17 protein-coding genes and 1 pseudogene are annotated in these 18402 nt (G+C 58.9%); 3 read left to right on the top strand and 15 right to left on the bottom strand.

The window, feature by feature from the left end:
* Nucleotides 1–399: 399 nt before the first annotated feature.
* Both AC0L2M_RS31940 and AC0L2M_RS31935 read left to right on the top strand, forming a co-directional pair.
* Entirely contained in the window at nucleotides 400–1680 is a 1281-nt protein-coding gene (locus AC0L2M_RS31940; protein WP_287364064.1) for a polysaccharide pyruvyl transferase family protein, read from the top strand.
* A gap of 655 nt (nucleotides 1681–2335) precedes the next feature.
* A pseudogene (locus tag AC0L2M_RS31935) lies at nucleotides 2336–2649 on the top strand (glycosyltransferase family 2 protein); the annotation flags it as partial.
* 37 nt (nucleotides 2650–2686) lie between these two features.
* Here the strand turns inward: AC0L2M_RS31935 and ftsH are convergent.
* The 11 genes from ftsH to AC0L2M_RS31880 all read right to left on the bottom strand — a co-directional run bounded on the left by ftsH (nucleotide 2687) and on the right by AC0L2M_RS31880 (nucleotide 13294).
* Entirely contained in the window at nucleotides 2687–4600 is a 1914-nt protein-coding gene (ftsH, locus tag AC0L2M_RS31930) for an ATP-dependent zinc metalloprotease FtsH (RefSeq protein ID WP_473536929.1), read from the bottom strand.
* A 340-nt stretch (nucleotides 4601–4940) separates the two neighbouring features.
* Entirely contained in the window at nucleotides 4941–5354 is a 414-nt protein-coding gene (locus tag AC0L2M_RS31925) for a GFA family protein (RefSeq protein ID WP_473536928.1), read from the bottom strand.
* Nucleotides 5347–5901: an imine reductase family protein gene (locus tag AC0L2M_RS31920; protein WP_473536926.1), complete on the bottom strand. Its 555-nt coding sequence runs from the start codon at nucleotides 5899–5901 to the stop codon at nucleotides 5347–5349. Before AC0L2M_RS31920 ends, AC0L2M_RS31925 begins: the two co-directional genes overlap by 8 nt.
* The gene (locus AC0L2M_RS31915) at nucleotides 5840–6262 is read right to left on the bottom strand and encodes an NAD(P)-binding domain-containing protein (RefSeq protein ID WP_287238565.1); all 423 of its coding nucleotides are present in this window, start codon (nucleotides 6260–6262) and stop codon (nucleotides 5840–5842) included. The genes AC0L2M_RS31920 and AC0L2M_RS31915 overlap by 62 nt, the downstream gene beginning before the upstream one ends.
* Nucleotides 6263–6372: 110 nt before the next feature.
* Nucleotides 6373–8103 carry an ABC transporter ATP-binding protein gene (locus AC0L2M_RS31910; RefSeq protein WP_473536925.1) on the bottom strand — a complete coding sequence of 577 codons (1731 nt, stop codon included), beginning with the start codon at nucleotides 8101–8103 and terminating at the stop codon, nucleotides 6373–6375.
* Between the two features lie 44 nt (nucleotides 8104–8147).
* The gene (locus AC0L2M_RS31905) at nucleotides 8148–9260 is read right to left on the bottom strand and encodes a glycosyltransferase family 2 protein (protein ID WP_353842965.1); all 1113 of its coding nucleotides are present in this window, start codon (nucleotides 9258–9260) and stop codon (nucleotides 8148–8150) included.
* Nucleotides 9261–9451: 191 nt separating this feature from the next.
* On the bottom strand, nucleotides 9452–10360 hold the full coding sequence (locus tag AC0L2M_RS31900; RefSeq protein ID WP_287292327.1) for a glycosyltransferase family 2 protein: 909 nt from the start codon (nucleotides 10358–10360) through the stop codon (nucleotides 9452–9454).
* Between the two features lie 37 nt (nucleotides 10361–10397).
* Complete coding sequence (locus AC0L2M_RS31895; RefSeq protein WP_473536924.1) at nucleotides 10398–11354, bottom strand: glycosyltransferase family 2 protein; 957 nt, start codon at nucleotides 11352–11354, stop codon at nucleotides 10398–10400.
* A 253-nt stretch (nucleotides 11355–11607) separates the two neighbouring features.
* Nucleotides 11608–12381 carry a class I SAM-dependent methyltransferase gene (locus tag AC0L2M_RS31890; RefSeq protein ID WP_473536923.1) on the bottom strand — a complete coding sequence of 258 codons (774 nt, stop codon included), beginning with the start codon at nucleotides 12379–12381 and terminating at the stop codon, nucleotides 11608–11610.
* Between the two features lie 49 nt (nucleotides 12382–12430).
* Entirely contained in the window at nucleotides 12431–12814 is a 384-nt protein-coding gene (locus AC0L2M_RS31885) for a hypothetical protein (protein WP_128246935.1), read from the bottom strand.
* A gap of 207 nt (nucleotides 12815–13021) precedes the next feature.
* Nucleotides 13022–13294, bottom strand: coding sequence for a glycosyltransferase (locus AC0L2M_RS31880; protein WP_128246936.1), 273 nt, complete (start codon nucleotides 13292–13294; stop codon nucleotides 13022–13024).
* Nucleotides 13295–13431: 137 nt separating this feature from the next.
* Here AC0L2M_RS31880 and AC0L2M_RS31875 point away from each other — a divergent pair, with 137 nt between their 5' ends.
* Complete coding sequence (locus AC0L2M_RS31875) at nucleotides 13432–13770, top strand: winged helix-turn-helix transcriptional regulator (protein WP_128246937.1); 339 nt, start codon at nucleotides 13432–13434, stop codon at nucleotides 13768–13770.
* Nucleotides 13771–13816: 46 nt separating this feature from the next.
* On the opposite strand, the gene AC0L2M_RS31870 is transcribed toward AC0L2M_RS31875, so the two are convergent.
* The 4 genes from AC0L2M_RS31870 to AC0L2M_RS31855 are packed head-to-tail and all read right to left on the bottom strand — an operon-like array spanning nucleotide 13817 to nucleotide 18167.
* Nucleotides 13817–14641, bottom strand: a complete 825-nt coding sequence (locus AC0L2M_RS31870; protein ID WP_128246938.1) for an ABC transporter permease — start codon at nucleotides 14639–14641, stop codon at nucleotides 13817–13819.
* A 2-nt stretch (nucleotides 14642–14643) separates the two neighbouring features.
* Nucleotides 14644–15924, bottom strand: coding sequence for an ABC transporter permease (locus AC0L2M_RS31865; RefSeq protein WP_287238555.1), 1281 nt, complete (start codon nucleotides 15922–15924; stop codon nucleotides 14644–14646).
* Nucleotides 15925–15930: 6 nt separating this feature from the next.
* Nucleotides 15931–16980 (bottom strand): ABC transporter substrate-binding protein, encoded by a 1050-nt coding sequence (locus AC0L2M_RS31860; protein ID WP_128246940.1) that lies wholly within the window; start codon nucleotides 16978–16980, stop codon nucleotides 15931–15933.
* Nucleotides 16981–16985: 5 nt separating this feature from the next.
* On the bottom strand, nucleotides 16986–18167 hold the full coding sequence (locus AC0L2M_RS31855; RefSeq protein ID WP_473536922.1) for an ABC transporter ATP-binding protein: 1182 nt from the start codon (nucleotides 18165–18167) through the stop codon (nucleotides 16986–16988).
* Between the last annotated feature and the right edge of the window lie 235 nt (nucleotides 18168–18402).

Below are 18402 nucleotides of genomic sequence, written 5' to 3'. Positions count from 1 at the left end.
ACCCGCTACCTCAACATGGATCATCTGCGCGAGCACAAGAAGGAGAACCTGAGGGCACTGGCCGCCTGAGACGCGGCCGCCATGTCCGCCGCTCCGCTAAACACGGGGGCTGCGCGGCGGACACGCCAACGTCACCGCTGAATGCCACGCCATTTTTGCAGTACTTGACGCACACAACTCAATGCCCGAGCTACAGCTCTGGGGTAGATTTGGGGCCGAGGCAGCCCCGCCGCTTCTGGCCTCGAATATTGAAGAGTGGACCTTCAGGTCGGCGCAAGCATCATCGCGATCTGATCCAAGCAGACGTGTCAGTAAAATCCGACGTCGCGCAAATGGGCTCGATTGCCTCAGACGTTGTGCTAACCTTCGGTCCTCTCCACTCGGATCTAGGGGAAAAGGATGCGCTTTAACCATCGCCCAATCCAGATACTCGTAGAGCCGAGCGACTATGTGCTGCGTAATATCGGTGACATGGCGATGCTCTATGCTGCCACGGAGCGGCTTGCGCGGCTGTGCGACAATTCGACGATCAACGTTCTGACTGACGATCCGGACGCGCTTCGCCTCTTCTGTCCCTTTGCCACCCCCCTGTCCGCCGAAGGGCGCGCCCTATGGCTCAAGCCTGATTTCAGGCCGGCCAAGTTGAAGCGGTTCGTGCCCAAGCACTGGCCCGATCGCATTCGCCGACACGCGCCGAGACTCGTTTCTCTGTTCTGGAGCCTTAAGTTTAGGCACATGCCGGATGCGCGCGCGGCACTTCTTCGCTTCACCGATGCTGTGGACAGGGCAGACCTTGTGCTTGTAAGTGGAATGGGCGGAATCACAGACGCTTTCCCAGAATATGCCCTGTCGGTACTCGAAACTCTGAATCTCGCGCTTGCAAGGAAAGGACGGCCGGTGGTCATGGTCGGCCAGGGGATGGGCCCGCTTGCCAATGCCGAGCTAAGAGCGCGTGCATCGGCCATATTGCCAAGGCTCCACTTGATCGCGCTTCGCGAAACGCGAGCCGGGCTTCCTCTGCTCGCGGAGCTGGGTGTTTCCAAGGACAGGATCTGCGCAACCGGCGATGACGCCATCGAAATGGCGCATGAGATGCGAGTGGATGAGCTTGGCACCGGCATTGGCGTCAATCTACGTCTTTCCTCCTATTCAGGAGTATCAGTGGATATTCTCGAAGGGCTGCGACATGTCTTAGGCGCCACATCGGATTCGCTCGAGGCACCCTTGATCGCCGTTCCAGTCTCATGGGTGCCTCGCGAAGCGGACATCGACGCAATTCGTGGACTGATGCCCACCGATGAGACCGAGCTGAACCGGGCACTCGCGATCCGCACACCGATCGACCTCATTCGGCAAATCCAGCGTTGTCGGGTCGTAGTCACTGGCAGCTACCACGCCGGCGTTTTCGCGTTGGCCAACGGTATCCCGACGATCGGGCTCGCCAGATCCGACTATTATGTCGACAAGTTCCTTGGCCTCGCCGATATGTTCGGCACGGGCTGCGAGATGGTGGCACTCGATCATCCCAACTCTGCCGAGAAGCTTCGATCGGCGCTCCGGCGCCTGTGGGAAGAGGCGCCCGCTATTCGCCCGGCGATACTGGCCAGGGCCGAAGCTCAAATCGCTGCCGGCCATACCGCTTACCGTCGCATTCGCGACGTGATCGGGGACCAAGGCTGAAGCAGGGGCCGCCATGCTGAAATATAACGGTTGGTCGACAAGACTAAAAGCGCTCAGATGCAAGCTGTTCGGAAAGACCGACTTTGAGCGGTGGACCGATGCATCGGAATTCGAGGACTGGGAGGAAAGGACGAAAATCATTGCCCGGTTAGTGCTACCTGGGGCGAGGGTGATCGAGTTTGGCCTGGGAATGGGCAAGCTTCAACGTCATGTCGACCCAAGCTGCCAATACACCCCGTCCCCTCGGCATCGCCGTGGGGCGTGCGAACCAGCGCCGCGGTTCGTGAAGACTGTCGAGCAGGGCGCCGGGCGGGATTGCCTCGACGGGCTCGACCCCGATCCCGTCGAAGGCCTTCAACTCGGAGGCGCGAAGGCGAGCCCCTCTCCGAGCTGCGCCACGTAGAGCGGCTTGATGCCGCGCGTGGGTCGCGCGCCGCGATGATCCGCTCCGGCGTCGCCAGCACGAAAGCGAACATGCCATCAAGGCGGGTCACCCATCGCAGATCGGGGTGAATTCGAGGCAAATGATATCGGTCATTCAGCCTGGCCTATCGTAGCTGACGGGTTCGGACCTTGACGAAGCAACGCCAAATCCGAAAAACAGACAAGGATCGGTCGCGTAACGCCGCCTTATTGGTCAACCGGCGCCGCCGCGCGACGCCGAATGGCGGCGGCCCGCAATGCCGGCCGGGCGCGTGCGAGAGGCCGTGCCGGTCTTCGTTGTTGATGATTGCCAGGTCTTGGGCGACTATCTCAGTGATTGGCAGCGACACTATGCCACTGGGAACGGGTCACCTGGGGAGGCCGCGTCCAGATTGGCGATGCCAGCGATCTGCCGTTCACGATCAAACGGTCGCCGGTCCGCGAGCGACTGACCCTGATGTCCATCCCGGCGGCTTTGTCCTGGGCTGCAGCATGACGATGTACGGCGATCTTGCAGCCCGTATCGGGCTTTTGGACGAGCGGTGGTTGGGACCCGGGGACCACGTTGGGACGAGGAAGGTCATCACTCGGCCGGGCGCGAGACGTTTGTAGCCGCAGCCTTGCCTCGTCGTACCGGTCGCTTCCCCGATTGCGGATCGGATGCCTCCGTGCGATCCGGTGCCGAGACGTTTCCGACGAGCGATGCGAGCTCGGCCTCGCTGAGCGTCTCGATCTCGAGCAGCTTGCGCGCCGTCTTCTCCAGCAGGTCCCGTCGCTCGGTGAGGAGCCCGACGGTTCGCGAAAAAGCTGTGTCGACGATGCTGCGAACCTCCGCGTCGATAGCCTCGGCGGTGGCCTCGCCGTAATCGTGCTCGCGCGGACCGCCGGCAAGTGGGTTGGGGCTCAGGAAGGAGCGCTGGTCCTTTTCCAGCGCCACATGGCCGAGCTTTTCCGACATGCCGTAACGCGTCACCATGGCGCGGGCGATATCGGTCACTTTGGCCAGGTCGTCGGCGGCCCCCGTCGACAGATGCCCGAACACGATCCACTCGGCCGCCCTGCCGCCGAGCAGCACCGCCATCTTGTTCTCCAGTTCCTCGCGGGTCATGAGGAAGCGGTCCTCGGTCGGCCGCTGGATCGTGTAGCCCAAGGCGCCTACGCCGCGCGGGATGATCGATACCTTGTGCACGGGGTCGACGCCGGGCAGCGCCATGGCTACCAACGCATGGCCCATTTCGTGATAGGCGACGACCTCGCGTTCCCTCGGGTTCAACAGCCGGTTGCGCTTCTCGAGTCCGGCCACGATGCGCTCGACCGCATTGTTGAAATCGTCCATCGTGACGACATCCGCCCTCCGGCGCGTGGCGAGCAGGGTTGCCTCATTGACCAGGTTGGCGAGATCGGCGCCGGTAAAACCTGGCGTCAGCGCGGCGACTTTTTCTGCATCGACATCCGCCGCCAGCTTCGCCTTCTTCATGTGGACCAGGAGGATCTGGACGCGACCTTGCTTGTCCGGGCGATCGACCAGCACCTGCCGATCGAAACGGCCGGCGCGAAGCAGTGCCGGGTCAAGGATTTCCGGGCGGTTCGTCGCGGCGAGCAACACGACGCCGATCTTCGGATCGAAACCGTCGAGCTCAACCAGGAGTTGATTGAGCGTCTGCTCCTTTTCGTCGTGGCCGCCCATCATCGGGCTCGCACCGCGGGCGCGGCCCAGCGCGTCGAGCTCGTCGATGAAGATGATCGCTGGGGCCTTGGCGCGTGCCTGTTCGAACAGGTCGCGCACACGGGCGGCGCCGACGCCTACGAACATCTCGACGAATTCTGAGCCCGAGATCGAGAAGAACGGAACTTTTGCCTCGCCTGCAACGGCTTTCGCCAGCAGTGTCTTGCCGGTGCCGGGCGGTCCGACCAGCAGCACGCCCTTGGGCATGCGCCCGCCAAGACGGCCGTATTCCTGCGGGCTTTTCAAAAAATCCACGATTTCCTGCAACTCGGCCTTGGCTTCATCGACACCCGCCACGTCCTCGAATCTGACCCCGGTATTGGCCTCGACATAGACCCTGGCCTTGCTCCTGCCGATTTGCATCAAACCGCCCATGCCACCACCCATTCGCCTCATCAGCAGCATCCACAAGCCGAAGAAGACGAGGATCGGGACGACCCAGGAGAGCAGGTCGCTCAGGAAGGTGCTTTCGATCTGGCCAGTGACGGTGACGCCGTGTTCCTGCAGCTGCCGCGCGAGATTCGGCTCGACGCGCGTGGTGATGAACAGCGGCTTGCCGTCCTGCGGTTCCTTGAAGCGGCCCTGGATGAAGCGATCGGAAACCTGCACGTCGGCGATCTTGCCGTCACGCAGCAGGGTCTCAAACTGGCTGTAGGGAATCTGCGCGATATTCTGCGTGGCAGTGTAGACATATTGGAACATCATCAGCCCGACGAAGGCGACGATCCAGTACCAGATATTGAACTGCGTCTTCCTGTTGCCCATGTCCATGGCGTCTCCTCCAGCGTCATACCGATGTAGGTCGCCGAACCGCCACGGCACGCAGCGTGCCGTGGCCAGCCAGCGAAGCCGTTATGGCTCCCTCGCTCCAGCAATTGGATTTGCAATTGGAGCCGCGACAATCGGCTTCGGAGCGTGCCTTGGGAGAACGTCGGGGAGCGCAAAGTGTTGCAAGGAGTGCTGCGAGGGAGCCTTGGGATTCGCAGTCGCCCGCGACAGCTATCCGCCCAATCAGGACCGTCTTGAACGGAAATCGATTGCCGAAGGAGACGTTGCCGGACTCACGATGCCGAGCCTGCTGCAAGCCAGGCATCGTTTGGTGATCCGCTCCTCAAGAGGCGGCTGCTTCGGGCACGCCTTCCAAACAAAGCCATCCATGCTTTCTTTGAGGCCAATGGAGCATTATCGGGGGTGGGAATTCCCGGTCCTCCAGGCAGCCGACCGATACCGACAGCGCATCCTTGAGCCCTTCTGCCCGCATGAAGACGACCGAGCCGCATGTGGTGCAGAATGTCTGCTCCAGCCATTGTCCCGACGAGCCGGTTCTGCGCCAGGATCTGGTCTCGCCTTTCTGGTCGACGAGGGCAGAACCGGCGTAGATGGCCCGGTACGAGAACGCCGTTCCGGTGCAGCGCTGGCACTCCATGCGACTGCACGCATAGACGCGTCGCGGCTCGCCGGCGAGGACAAGTTCCACGCTCCGGCATGAGCAGGTTGCGGTTCGCTTTGTGTTGCCGCTATGCATTCGCTGTCTCCCGGCTGTGGCGCGACGAGCCATTTCGAAACAGGGGTGCCAGAGATGCACAATCATCTTCTATGCGCCCGAGCGAAAGCGCCTGTCGAAAGATCATATCCATGGCGCGCGGCATAGCCGCGTCGAGCCCTCGCTCCTCGCATGCCTCAAGCAGATGCTGGAAGGCGCTGTAGTGGGCGCCCAACGACGCCAGCGTCGCGTCGTCGCCGGCAAAACGGCGTGCATTCGTTCTATCCACCAGGTCGAACAGAGCGGCATCGACAACAGGCTTGAATCCGGAAAGATGGTTCCTGAACGTCGCCAGGTCGAGACCTTCGGTCTCGGCGACGACCATGCCCTGGAGTGCTCCGAAGAGCCCGCCCCACATCTGCGTGAGCAGAGCGGTATCAAGCGCTGAGGCTTGACCCGGCAGTTCCCCGACATAGCTCGTGGCGCCGCCGAGTGCGAAAAGCAGGGGCTTGTGCTTCTCGTAAACGTCACGGGAACCCGAATAATGCAGTGCGGTCTCTGATTTGCCGATAAAGTCCGGAGTGGCCATGATCGCTCCGTCCAGATACCCGGCACCATGCGCTTCCACCCAGCCGGGCTTCTTCCCGCGCCAGACGCGGTGAGCCGGAGGTGAGTTGCACGACGGCTTTGCCGGCCAATGCCGAAGCGATGCCAACCCGCTTCAGCAAAGCGTCGCTGGCGGCATAGTCGAGAACATTGATGATCACGACGTCGGCCGCTCGGATCCTATCCTCCACTGAAGGGGCTACCTTCGCGCCAAGGGCCGCCAATGGATCGCACTTTGCCGCGGTCCGATTCCAGACCCATGTTGGATAGCCGCGATCGAGCAGCGTTCGAGCGATGGACGAGCCCATTCGGCCCGCGCCGAGCACGCAGACATTCGATGTCATAATTACTTCTCCGATAGACTGATGGCCCTTTCGACGAGGGTCCGTTTTATGTTCGGCGCGCTCGATCGGAAGATATAAATTCTCGCTGCGTTGAAGAACTCCAATACCTGTTAGCGCGAAGCGCCGGCATGCTCCAACTTCCACATGTGGTAGAACGAGCTGTCTTCGTCGCTGAGCAATTCTCTAGGAGACCCCTGTTCAATAACTCGGCCCTGATGCAGAACAATAACATGATCGGCAGACTGTATCGTGCTGAGACGGTGTGCGATGACAACGATCGTCCTTTTGCCCCTTAGCTTGTCTATGCTAGTATCTATTGCTGTTTGCAAAGCAGCGTCTAAGGCGCTTGTCGCCTCATCCAGGATCAAGATTTCTGAGTTTTTTCTCAATGCTCGGGCAATAGCGATTCTCTGTCGCTGACCTACTGAAAAACGGTGACCTCGCCTACGGACTGGAGTATCAAGCCCATCCGGAAGGAGGGCAACAAACTCGTGAACCTGCGCAGCCCGCGCGGCATCTTGCACGCTGTCGCGATCCCAATCTTCTGCTCCATAGCTTATCACATCTAAAATAGTGTCCCCAAGAAGTTCAGCGTCCTGCCCGGCAAATGCGATCCGCTCTCTCCAGTCTGTTAACCTAATGGAACGAACATCTACCTCATCGACCGACATCGTACCCCGGGTGGGGTCAAAAAAACGGCACAACAGAGCTGCCACAGTACTTTTTCCAGATCCAGAAGAGCCGACGAATGCAGTCAGACGGTTCTTCACTATTTCAAAACTTGCGTCACAAATAGCTGCCGTGTCGCTACCCACGTAGGTGAAGCTCACGTTCTCAAATCGAATGCTCCTGGCCAGCCCACTGAATGCCCGTGACCCGCTTAATTCCTCCGGCTTTTGAAGCACGTCCCTGATATGATCCAGCGTCGGCAAAGCTCGGGACAATTCGACTCGCACATGATTCAGCATTCGAACGTGAGGCTGCAGCCGGTACAGAAGGACGAGAAAGGCGACTAGCGTACCCGCGGGGATACCCATGCTCCAGGAATATGCTACGATAACCAAAAGGAGCGGCGCAAAAAGAACTTCTGTAATTGGGCCTATTATCGCGGCAGCTTTTTCCACGTCAACTGACGCTGCACGATCACGCGCTGCTATATTAGCGAATCTTCTGAACTCCCGCTTCTCTCGAGAAAATAGTTTAATTACCTTTAGAGCCTCCAACGTTTCGATCAGCCTCGATGAGAGCTCTGCGCTGGTTTCTTTTGCGATAGCGGCTCGACGCCTCACTCTCCTAGTAAGAATGATAGTAACAACACCAATGAGCGCTAAACCAGCTAGGGAGACTACAGTCAGTCGCGGAGACAGAAGAAATAGAATTACGCAAAATGCAGTAATGGAGAACAGGCTAACTAATCCTTTCGCTACTGCAACCACGAACTCACCTGCGAGCCACGTCTCTCCCTGGACGATGTTGAACATTCGGCCAGAACTGCTACTGCTGACAAACTGAAAATCGGCGCGAAGCAAACTGTCAAATAGTGACGCACGCAGGTCTAAAACAATCTTTTTGCTGATAATTAGCGCAACAAAAGAATATAAGTATTGAATAGCAGCCTTGCTTGCGAACAGGAGTAATACACCAAATAGCAATGATAGTAAAACGGTTGTCTGATTAGCTGCCGGCCAGATATCCGTTGCGCGACCAAGTAAAGGGAATACTACAGCCACATCGGGCGATCGAAACAGGTAGGATATAAGCGGAACGAGTATCGCAACCCCGATGCCCTCAACCGCAGCAGAAGCAACGCCGAGCATGACCAGTGTTGGGAATGCCCACAAGTGTGGTCTCAGAAAGGATCTTAGGAAATATGCGTAGGCGTGGTTCACGATGTCGGTACCACGCCAGCAACGGCCAATCGTGCGGCTACCGCCCGGCGTCGGTCGTGCCTATCCGGAATACGCGGTTCAGTCTGCAATCCCTCCTCCGGCGATATTTCATGAAAATGGCGGATATGCTGTCTCTTGCTTTTGACGGAGTGATCTGAAGACGTCCAGCCGAACCAATCTTTCAGTCGGCGCGAAATCCCTCGCGTCAACGATCGCGCTATTCTCAAATTTAATGCGGATTGAGGATCGATCAATATCGTTCTCGCTAGAAGCGCCAGGCCTTGACGAAACTTCCCTTCACGCAGCGACCCCTCCGCTAGCCAGCTAGCGTTCTCGCCCACCGCCCAGCGGAAGAGAAAGGCCGGGAGTTCGGGGTGCCGATTCCGTACTTCACGCAGGACAATCTGCCGCGATTTAAACATTTTGAAGATATTGCTAGACATACTGCCATCCGAGAGGCGGTACCCCATGAGATAGGAATCGACTATTCGTACCGTGTATCGCTCCGAGATGGCGAGAAACGCCCTTGTGTCCTCTGCCCCTTGTGCTCCCCTGGCCCGAAGACTGGGATCAAATCCTCCTATCTCCAGCAGGCATTTCCGCCTTACCAATACCGCGCTGCCCCCGCCCATGAAATTGAACAAAACGAGCAATGGGTAAACGTACCCCTCATAGGGTGGGAAGTGTGGGCTATTTATAATCGCTCCATCGGAATCGACCTCTCGGTACCTGCAGTAGACTATACCAATGTCGGCGCCCCCGCGCTGCATGACCTCCATCTGCTTAGAAATCTTTTCACGGTGCCAGAGGTCATCCGCGTCGAGGAAAGCAACGTAATCGCCTTGCGCAGACGCGATCCCCGCATTCCGGGCGACAGCGACGCCTCCATTCGCCTGATGTATCAATCGCACTCGCTTGTCGCGAGCAGCACACTCACGCACGACGCTGGCGGTGGCGTCCGTCGACCCATCATCAACCACGATGATCTCAATTGAGGGCCATGTCTGCTCCGCTGCGCATCGAACAGCGTTTTCTACGAACCCACAGCCATTATGGACCGGTATCACCACGGATACTAGCGCAGCGGATTCATCACTCAGATTGGCCATGGATCAACCGCACCTGAATCTAGTGGTGATAGTTTGCTGCCATCTTAGTGACATCAGCGTTCAGGAAATTCAAATCCAAAACCACACTACAATTCACTGGCTTCCCTGCCCTGGTATTGGTTTAGAAGCTCCGACCTAGCAAATCAGTCGCCTGCGAGAGGCGCGGCACCTGACGCCACCTGCTCAGCACGTCAATGGGGTCCCCGGGGATAACCTAGTGATGATGCTATCAGATCGATGTAAGCAGCCGGCGCGTGCTGGCCAGCCCACGCAAGGGTCAGAATTGCGCTCCTGAATTTCCCGCTTCTGTTTAGATCCCGCACAGCTGCCTTGATCATTTGCCTACCGTACAATCTTTTCCAAAAGCCTATGCCGTCTCTATAAGCTGCTTTATAGGATCGGTCGCTGCCGGTGTGCATCTTTTGGCGCCTTAAAACCAACAATGCGCTCCGCAGCATCTTTTGGTAATTACGTGACATGTTATAGTCGTGCTGGCGGTACTCGGCAACTATTTCGCTGTACACTTCGATCGGGTACTTTCGAGCAAGGCGCAGGTAAACGTCATAATCTTCGCAGGCTTCCAATCCCGGATCGAAACCTCCCTCCCGAACCAGGATAGAGCGATCGTAGAGTACCGTACCGTGCATCGCGATAAAATTGCCCCTAAGAAATCCTTTATAAGGATCGCCTTCGTATGCGGGCGACCGTTCCCACAGGGCAACTCTATCCAGCGACACCCCACGGTGCCCGCCACATACAAACGCGTATCCAGCCCGCGTGATGAGTGCCGCCACGCCCAGCTCGACTGCATTGGGCAACAGAATATCATCGGCGTCTAAAAACGTCACGTAGGCACCAGTCGACTTAAGCAACCCGGCGTTGCGCGCTGACGGCAATCCAGCGTTCCTCTGGTGAAGAACAATGGCATGTTCTAACTTGTTCGCCACCTCAAGCGAGTTGTCAGTCGACCCATCGTCAACCACCAGTATCTCGACATTTCGATAGGTTTGCCGTCGAGCACTGTGAAAGGCATCTTGCAAAAAGGTGCCGTGGTTGAAGCATGTGATAACAATACTAACGAGTGGATCCCGCTCGCCCACGGTAAGCTTCCTCTCTATCTCTAGACGCACCTCGTATTCACGGCGCGCTCGAGCTCGTCAGACTGCTGTACGCGCGGGTCAACGTTCTCGCGACTCGACTCATTACTGGGTGCCGATACCGCCAAAGTGCGCGCTGAAGTTTTCTCCACTCGTTTGATTGCTCCATCCCAACAGATATCATATGACCTTCCAACCAAACGAGAAACTGGTGCCGGCACTTATGAAACTCACCTTCTTGGCGTACGATTTGGCTGCTCGACGTAGACCTCTGTCTGTAATAGTCGCAACAGGCGCTGGAAACGTAAACAGGCGTCGAGGTGTATACCTTCGCCAGGAACACTTGGTCTGTGAATACCCGTTTGAATTCATCGTTCCAACCCCCAATTCGGTCGACAACATCCGATCTCACCAGCACAGAATTCATCGACGGCGACGCGCCTTCGCCCAAAGGGTACAACGCTGAGAGCAGAGCAGGAGGCCGCGCCAAGCTGTTCTGAGGTGCACCGACGAGCACAAACTCATCTTTGTCTTTGTCTTCAGCGCGACCCGTCCACCGATGCCAATATACCGTCGACCCAACCACCATACCGGCTTCTGCTATCATTTCAAAAATTGATAATTGTTGCTCCAGTCGATCTGGAAGCCAAACGTCATCGGCATCCAAGTATGCAATGTACTCGCCTGACGAATGTTCGCGCCCCAGATTGCGCGATGAACTCGCCCCCAGATTTCGATGCCCGAAATGCTCTAAGTATCGAATTTTACCCGGCGACTGCTCCGCGTAACGTTTGGCGACGTCTGTGCTCTCATCTGTAGAACCGTCGTCAATAAGGGCTAATTCCCAATTTGTGTAAGTTTGATCCAACACGCTCTCGACTGCCTCCTGTAAGAAGGAACCTGCGTTTAGAAACGGGGTTATGATCGAGACCAGGGGACGATGCGATTCCACCAAGTACTTCCGTTCCTGTTTGGCAAGTGGCGTTATGCTCGACATTTCTGAAGTGCCTCAATCCTGGAGAGGGTCCAATACCCGAATGCGGGGTAGTATGCCGTTGGCAGTCCAGGAAAAGCAGGCTAACCATTATAGCAAGTTGGTGTGGTCTCCTCAACTAGGCGTGCAGTGGGTGCCAAGGATTGGAGGTGGAGCGAAGCGGAACCGAAGTGTTACCCCGCGATACCTCAGGTGACGGCTATCTGAACCCATCCCCCCGAAATAGGAGGCCGCCTGCGAGCAGGTTGGCCAGATATCACTGACGTCTTTGCGGATGCTTTCGGATTGCAACAAGCACCGCGCTGTCGTCCAAGCTACATTCAACAGAACCTACCGCGGCCAGCGCGATAGTGGCATCCACCGAACCCCCACCCGGCCCAGGCCCTCTGATAACGAAGTGTCCTTTCTCACATGTGAAGTCCCACTTGTGCAGCTGCTTGTACGATTCCGTCTTACCTTCGTTTTCAGCATGATAAAGCACGACGAAACCATCATGTTTTGTGACCGAGAGCATTTGTTGTATTGCCTTGAGTGGACTAGCGGTGTGGTCTATACAATTCTGTCCATGAACAATGTCGAAACTGTAATCGCCAAATTGGGTGGTAAGGTTTTCGGCGTCACCAAAGACTGTTCGAACAATAGGTTGAATGCCAAAATCTCTCAGAACTTGATCATATTCTGATGCCAGCAGGTCAGTTGCAATAATCCTGATCTCTTTCGAAGCATGCACTTTGCCGAGCTTCGTCAACGGGCCAGCCCCCACATCGAGTATGTGAACTGGGTTGGGCGTCAACCTGTCGACATATCGCCCAACGTGATCCTGAATTGGTAAATTGGGGTCAAGACGTTCCTTGTAGTCCTCTGGCCAGAATGATCCCTGAGTGGAGAACCAGTGTCTCCAAAACAGAACTTCGTCTCTGAGCTGTTGGGATCGGCTGTCTCCCTCCAGCCAGCGCAGGAAATTTCGTCCGAGCCGCCGAGCCCTAGTCAACACCGATGTCGATCTTCTCAGAGACCGTTCTCTAGCCATGACGGGACTCCTCGCGGTGAAGACGGTTTACGGTCCGCTCTGGTCGCGTTTAGGCGTTGCTCGCCCTCGCCATGGCGTAAGCCCCTCCGGAAGTCAGGTCAAGTGCAACAAGCAGGTTGGGCATTGCGTTCCGCCATCCGGATCGGGATCCGAGATCGTCAGGTCCGAAAGGTCCCAGTCCTGCGGCCGGAGTGATGTCGACTTCGAGGTCCGGCTGCGGCCTCAGCCCTGCTTCCTCGTAGCTCCACCCGACCAAGTCCATCGCCTTCTCGCGCAGGCCGGCCTCGACCGGAGCCGTCGGTTCCGGCCACGGTTCCGTCGACTCGCCGCCGCAGATCGCGATCCGGTAGGGTTCGCCGCTGCCCGAGTGCATCAATTGGCTGACGTTGATCAGGTAACCATAGCCGCTCGCACGAAAGGCGTGTCGGTCCACTTCGTCCACGAGATCCTTTATCGAAAAGACGACATTGCGACCTCGGCAACCTCGTTCGAAATCTCGCTGCCGCAATGGACTTGATGGCGTAGCAGACGACATTGTCTGCAGGCGCGATGCCCGACACTTGGATCAACGGCCGCCAAACAAGACAAACTGTGCAGCCCTATAAGCTTCCGCTCGACGGCATCCGCTTTTCGATTTCCTTTAATATGTTGGTTGCGCGTGCGATGCGGCTATGCTTGGCCAGAAAGTCCGTCTCCGCCTGCAGCCTAATCTGATCCCGAAACACCTTGTCTGATCCCGAAACACCTTGTTTTCGCGCAGGCGCTGAAGGGCTTTGACCCAGTCCGACCGGTTGTCTGGGGCCACCAGAACGCTGTGAACACTATCCCTCAAACCTTCACGGATAACTGGCAGGTCGGAGGATACTATCGGTTTGCCGTGCGCCATATACTCGAAGATCTTGAGCGGCAACATTCCCTCAGCGATATTTCGACCGCCGCCCTGGCCCTGTACATTTCTGAGATAGGGCGCGAGTACTCAGAACTTCCGTTCGTTCTCTGAGAAGTACGCACCTTGAGGTAAGCTATCGCCATCATGACAGGAGCTGCTAAATGAGGCGCAAGGAACCAGACAGCTGCGGTTTTGCTGCCGCGCTGCAGGCCGTCGGCGGAAAGTGGAAGACCTCGCTGCTATGGGAACTGCACCTGCGGCCTTACCGCTTTGCCGAACTGCGCCGCTTGCTGCTTGGCGTCAGCGAAAAGGTGCTCACGCAACAATTGCGGCAGATGGAAGCCGACGGGCTGATCAGCCGGCGCGCCTATGACGAGGTGCCGCCTCGCGTGGAATATTCGATTACGCCGCTCGGCTTTAGCCTGAACGATGCGGTGACAGTCATGTCGGCGTGGGGCAAGCACCACGAGACATGGAAATCGCACCGTAAAGCGGCCTGACGCGGGCAGGCCGATGGAGGCTTTGGCCGACCGCCGCACGACATTCCTAGTCGATGCGCGGTCGCTGCTTGCTACGGCGGGCCAGAAAATTGGCGACCACGAGCAGCACGATCGACAGTGCCATCATCAGCGTCGCGGCAGCGGTGATTGCCGGGCTCAGCTTCTCGCGCAGGCCGATGAACATTTCGAGCGGCATGGTGCGCTGATTGGCGCTGGCCAGGAACTGCACCACGACGACCTCGTCGAACGAGGTGACGAACGCAAAGGCCGCCCCTGACAGCACGCCGGGCAGGATCAGTGGCAGCATCACCCTGAAGAACGACGTGATGGGCTTTGCTCCGGAGATGGCGGCGGCGCGCATCAGATTGCGGTCGAAGCCGGTGAGGCTCGCTCCCACCGTGACGACGACGAACGGACTGGCGAGCGCGGTATGCGCCAGGATAATGCCGGCATAGGTGCTGGCGAGACCGACGCGGGCATAGAACAGATACGAGCCGACGGCAGTGATCACCACCGGCACGATCAGCGGTGACAACAGCAGCGGCATGACGATGCGGCGGCCGGGAAATTTTTCGTCGGAAAGTGCGATCGCCGTCAATGTGCCTAATATCGTTGCGATCAGCGTCGTCCCGAACGCAACGATCAGGCTGTTGCCGATGGCTGCCTGCCAGCGCTGGGTTCCGAGCACGACCTCGTACCAGCGCGTCGAAATTCCCTCCAGCGGAAAGATGAAGAAGGCGCCGCTGTTGAACGACAAGGGAACGGGAATAAGGATCGGCACGAGGAGGAACAGGATCACCATGCCGCACCACAGCCATAGCAGGGTGATGCGGATTCTCTCGCCGGTCGTAGGATAGGGAGACAGCAACATGGCTACACCAGCTTGAGACGGTCGAGGCCGAGGATGCGGGCGAAGATGCCGAACAGCGCCAGTGTGAACACGAGCAGGATGAAGCTGAGCGCCGCCGCCATCTCCCAGTTTAGTTCGACATTGACGTAACTGGCGATGAAATTGCTGATCAACTGGTCGCTGGCGCCGCCGATCAGCGCCGGCGTGATGTAATAGCCGAGGCAGAGGATGAAGGTGAGCAGACAGCCGGCCATCACGCCAGGAAAGACCTGTGGAAGGTAGACGCGGCGGAAGGCGGTAAAAGGTTTTGCGCCGAGCGAATAGGCAGCCTTCATCTGCGAGGGCTGGATGGTGCGCATGACGCTGTAGATCGGCAGCAGCGTGAACGGCAGTTGGATGTGGGTCATGGCGATGATCAGTCCGATGCGGCTGTACATCAGGTCGAGCCGGTCGTCGGCAACGCCGAGCCACAGCAGCAGGTCGTTGACCAGGCCGAATTTCTGCAGGAGCACCGTCCAGGCCGCGGTTCGCACCAGGATCGACGTCCAGAACGGCAGCAGCACCGCGACGATGAGGATGGCGGCGAGGCCCTTGGGCACGGAGGCGATGAGGTAGGCGAGGGGGAAGCCCAGTATCAGCGTGGCCAGCGTCACCGCAGCGGCGACGAAGAATGTGCGCATGAACACCTGCAGGAAAATCGCCTGTTCGGGCGGCACCCTTTCGATGCCGCCATCGGCATTCCAGCGCAGATCAAGCGCGCTCAGCAGGTAGAACGACGTCACGCTATGGGTGCCGCTCTCGATGACCGGCCATGTGCCCGGCGCCGACCAGAACGGCACCGCTTTCATCACCTCCAGCGGCGGCCTTTCGGCGGCCTCGAGTTGACGCACCATCTTGAGCACTTGGCTGCGTGCACCTGGTAGACGGGCGTTCAGGCTCTTGGCGAGTTCGTAGGCGGTGCCCTTGGCCTGATTGCTCCGAAGATCGGCGGCAAGGGCCAGGAACGCAGCATCGTCGGGCAGTCCCGTGCCGTTCCAGCGGGCCAATGCCTGGCTGGTCTGCGGCAAGGCGTCGGCAATCGTCGGATCATAAACAGCGCGCGACAGAAGCAGGACGATCGGGATGCCGAAGCTCAGCGCCAGCAGCACAAGCAAAGGTGCCGCCAGCGCCAGCGACCGCAGACGGTCGCCGAGATCGGCGCCGCGAAGCGCCGCCGCGACCGACCTTGCTGTGCCGGAATCGGCGGCCGACCAGTCGCGGCTTGCCCGCGGCCGGTCCAGTTTCGTGGGCTCAAGCGCCGACATTTTCCCCTACTGCGCGAGCCAGGCGTTGAAGCGCTTGACCAGGTCCTCGCCATAGTCGCCCCAGAATTCGGTATCGGCGACCAGGTAAGCGGTCATGTGGTCGGGTGCGTTCGGCAATTTCGGCAGGGCGTCCGGCGCGACGAAGGAGGCCGCATCAATGCGCACCGGCCCGTAGGTGATGTAGCTGGCGAGCTTGGCGTTGATTTCCGGCTGGCTGATATAGGCAAGGTATTTGTAGGCCAGATCCGGGTTCTTGGCGCCCTTCGGAATGGCGATCATATCATATTCGAGGATCTGGTTGTTCCAGACGATCTTGAACGGCGCCCCGTCCTTGTCGATGGCGTTCTGGATACGGCCGTTCCAGGCGGTGGTCATCACTACTTCCTTGGATGCGAGGAGCTGCGGCGGCTGTGCGCCGGCATCCCACCAGACGATGTCCTGCTTGATGGTGTCGAGCTTCTTGAAAGCGCGGTTGACGCCTTCGGGGGTTGCCAGCACCTCGTAGACATCGGCCGCCGCGACCCCGTCGGCCATCAGTGCCCATTCGAGGTTCTGTGCCGGAAACTTGCGCATCGCGCGCTTGCCCGGAAACTTCGTCGTGTCGAAGATGTCGAGGACCGAGGTTGGCGCCTCCTTCAGCACGTTGGGGTCATAGGAAAGGACATCGCCATAGGCGTCGAGACCGACGCCGCAGTCGAGCGCCGAACCTTCGATGAACTTTTCACGGGGGGCGATCCTGGAATAGTCGAGCCGCTCGAGAATGCCGGCGTCGCAACCCTGCAGCACGGTCGCCGTCTCGACAGTCACAAGATCGATCGGCACGTTGCCGGTATCGACCATCGCTTTGACCTTGCCGAGATCGCCAAGATATTCCTGCTCGACGATCTTGATCCCGGTTTCCTTGCTGAACGGCTCGAACCATGCCTTGCGCTGGGCATCCTGCCAGGCGCCGCCGCTGGCCATGATCGAAAGTTCGTCGGCGAAGGCGGCATTTCCCATGGTGATGAATGCTGTGGCTGCCGCGAAGGCGAACAGCCGGGCTTTTGTGATCTTCATTGTTCTTATTCCCCTGTTTTCGAGATGGAACCGCCCGTTCCGGCATCGGCCGGAAAGGCACGGCAGTCGGTGGGCGCGCAGGAAACCGTGACCGGCTCCCCGTTGCCCATGGTCGCTTCGGGGCCGACCTTGACGGTCAGCACCTGGCCGCTTTCCAGCCTGGCCAGAAGACGCTGGTGGTCCCCGAGATAGATGCGGCCTTCGACCGTGGCGGCTAACGCATTTGCACCGTTCGAAGCGGGCGCGAGCTTCAACCGTTCCGGGCGGATGGCGACATGGCAGGCCGCGCCTTCGGCGACGCCGATGGCCAGCGCGGCGACCGAACCGCCGCCGTACAGCGCGACGCGGCACTCCTTGCCGGAGACGCGCTCGGCCTTGCCTTCCAGCGTGTTGTTCTCGCCGATGAAGCTGGCGACGAACGAGCTCTCCGGCGTGTTGTAGAGATCGTCGGGCGAACCGAGCTGGGCAATCCCGCCATTGTTGAACACGGCAACGCGGTCCGACATGGTCAGCGCCTCGCTCTGGTCGTGCGTGACATAGACGATGGTGACGCCGAGCATGGTGTGCAGCTGCTTGATCTCGATCTGCATGTGCTCGCGCAGCTTCTTGTCGAGCGCGCCGAGCGGCTCGTCCATCAGCACCAGGCTTGGCTCGAACACCAGCGCGCGGGCGAGCGCGACGCGCTGCTGCTGGCCGCCGGAAAGCTGTGCCGGCCGCCGGTCGCCGAATTGCCGCAGCCGCACCATGTCGAGCGCGCGGCCGACGCGGGATGCCACGTTCGCCCTGGCGGTCTTGCGGACCGAGAGCGGGAAGGCGACGTTCTCCTCGACGCTCATGTGCGGAAACAGCGCGTAGTTCTGGAATACCATGCCGATGTTGCGTTCGTAGGGCGGCAGCCTGTCGACCGACCGGCCTTCAAGCGTGATGACTCCGCTGGTCGGCCGTTCGAAGCCGGCAAGCATGTTGAGCGTTGTCGTCTTGCCCGAACCTGAGGGGCCGAGAAGGGTGAGGAACTCGCCGCGCGCTACGCTGAGGTTCAGCCGTGTCACTGCGAACGTGCGGCCGTCATAGGATTTCTCGACATCGACGAACTCGACAAATCCCCGGCCGTCATGGGGGCCGCTGGCATTGGCCCCCGGTGCCGGACCGGCGCTGTCGCGTGACAGGCCTGTCGCTTCGGCGATCACGGACGGAATTCCGTTGAGCGCCGGCAATGGCCGCTTGTCGAAACGAGGTGGTGCTTGCCGTCCATGTGCCGGTCTCGCTTGAGGCTGGCCGCGCAAGGCGGCAAACCAAACTTGTATGCTCACACAATCGATCGCTAAAGAAGCATAGATGCAGACAAGTTTGCCCGTCAAGCGGCATTCTTCGGTGTTGTGTGAGATTTTTCAGCCCGAATTTTGGAATCAGGCACCGGACAAG

Source organism: Mesorhizobium sp. WSM4806 (assembly GCF_055811635.1).
Note: the sequence above shows the minus strand (reverse complement) of the source record. Positions and strands in the feature narration are given on the sequence as shown.

What these genes read in the sequence shown, in the direction of transcription:
- AC0L2M_RS31925 (WP_473536928.1), bottom strand. Translation starts at nt 5,354, where the DNA reads ATGCATAGCGGCAACACAAAGCGAACCGCAACCTGCTCATGCCGGAGC.
- AC0L2M_RS31895 (WP_473536924.1), bottom strand. Translation starts at nt 11,354, where the DNA reads ATGTCGAGCATAACGCCACTTGCCAAACAGGAACGGAAGTACTTGGTG.
- AC0L2M_RS31870 (WP_128246938.1), bottom strand. Translation starts at nt 14,641, where the DNA reads ATGTTGCTGTCTCCCTATCCTACGACCGGCGAGAGAATCCGCATCACC.
- AC0L2M_RS31875 (WP_128246937.1), top strand. Translation starts at nt 13,432, where the DNA reads ATGAGGCGCAAGGAACCAGACAGCTGCGGTTTTGCTGCCGCGCTGCAG.
- AC0L2M_RS31905 (WP_353842965.1), bottom strand. Translation starts at nt 9,260, where the DNA reads ATGGCCAATCTGAGTGATGAATCCGCTGCGCTAGTATCCGTGGTGATA.
- AC0L2M_RS31890 (WP_473536923.1), bottom strand. Translation starts at nt 12,381, where the DNA reads ATGGCTAGAGAACGGTCTCTGAGAAGATCGACATCGGTGTTGACTAGG.
- AC0L2M_RS31915 (WP_287238565.1), bottom strand. Translation starts at nt 6,262, where the DNA reads ATGACATCGAATGTCTGCGTGCTCGGCGCGGGCCGAATGGGCTCGTCC.
- AC0L2M_RS31940 (WP_287364064.1), top strand. Translation starts at nt 400, where the DNA reads ATGCGCTTTAACCATCGCCCAATCCAGATACTCGTAGAGCCGAGCGAC.
- AC0L2M_RS31860 (WP_128246940.1), bottom strand. Translation starts at nt 16,980, where the DNA reads ATGAAGATCACAAAAGCCCGGCTGTTCGCCTTCGCGGCAGCCACAGCA.
- AC0L2M_RS31865 (WP_287238555.1), bottom strand. Translation starts at nt 15,924, where the DNA reads ATGTCGGCGCTTGAGCCCACGAAACTGGACCGGCCGCGGGCAAGCCGC.
- AC0L2M_RS31920 (WP_473536926.1), bottom strand. Translation starts at nt 5,901, where the DNA reads ATGGCCACTCCGGACTTTATCGGCAAATCAGAGACCGCACTGCATTAT.
- AC0L2M_RS31880 (WP_128246936.1), bottom strand. Translation starts at nt 13,294, where the DNA reads ATGTTGCCGCTCAAGATCTTCGAGTATATGGCGCACGGCAAACCGATA.
- ftsH (WP_473536929.1), bottom strand. Translation starts at nt 4,600, where the DNA reads ATGGACATGGGCAACAGGAAGACGCAGTTCAATATCTGGTACTGGATC.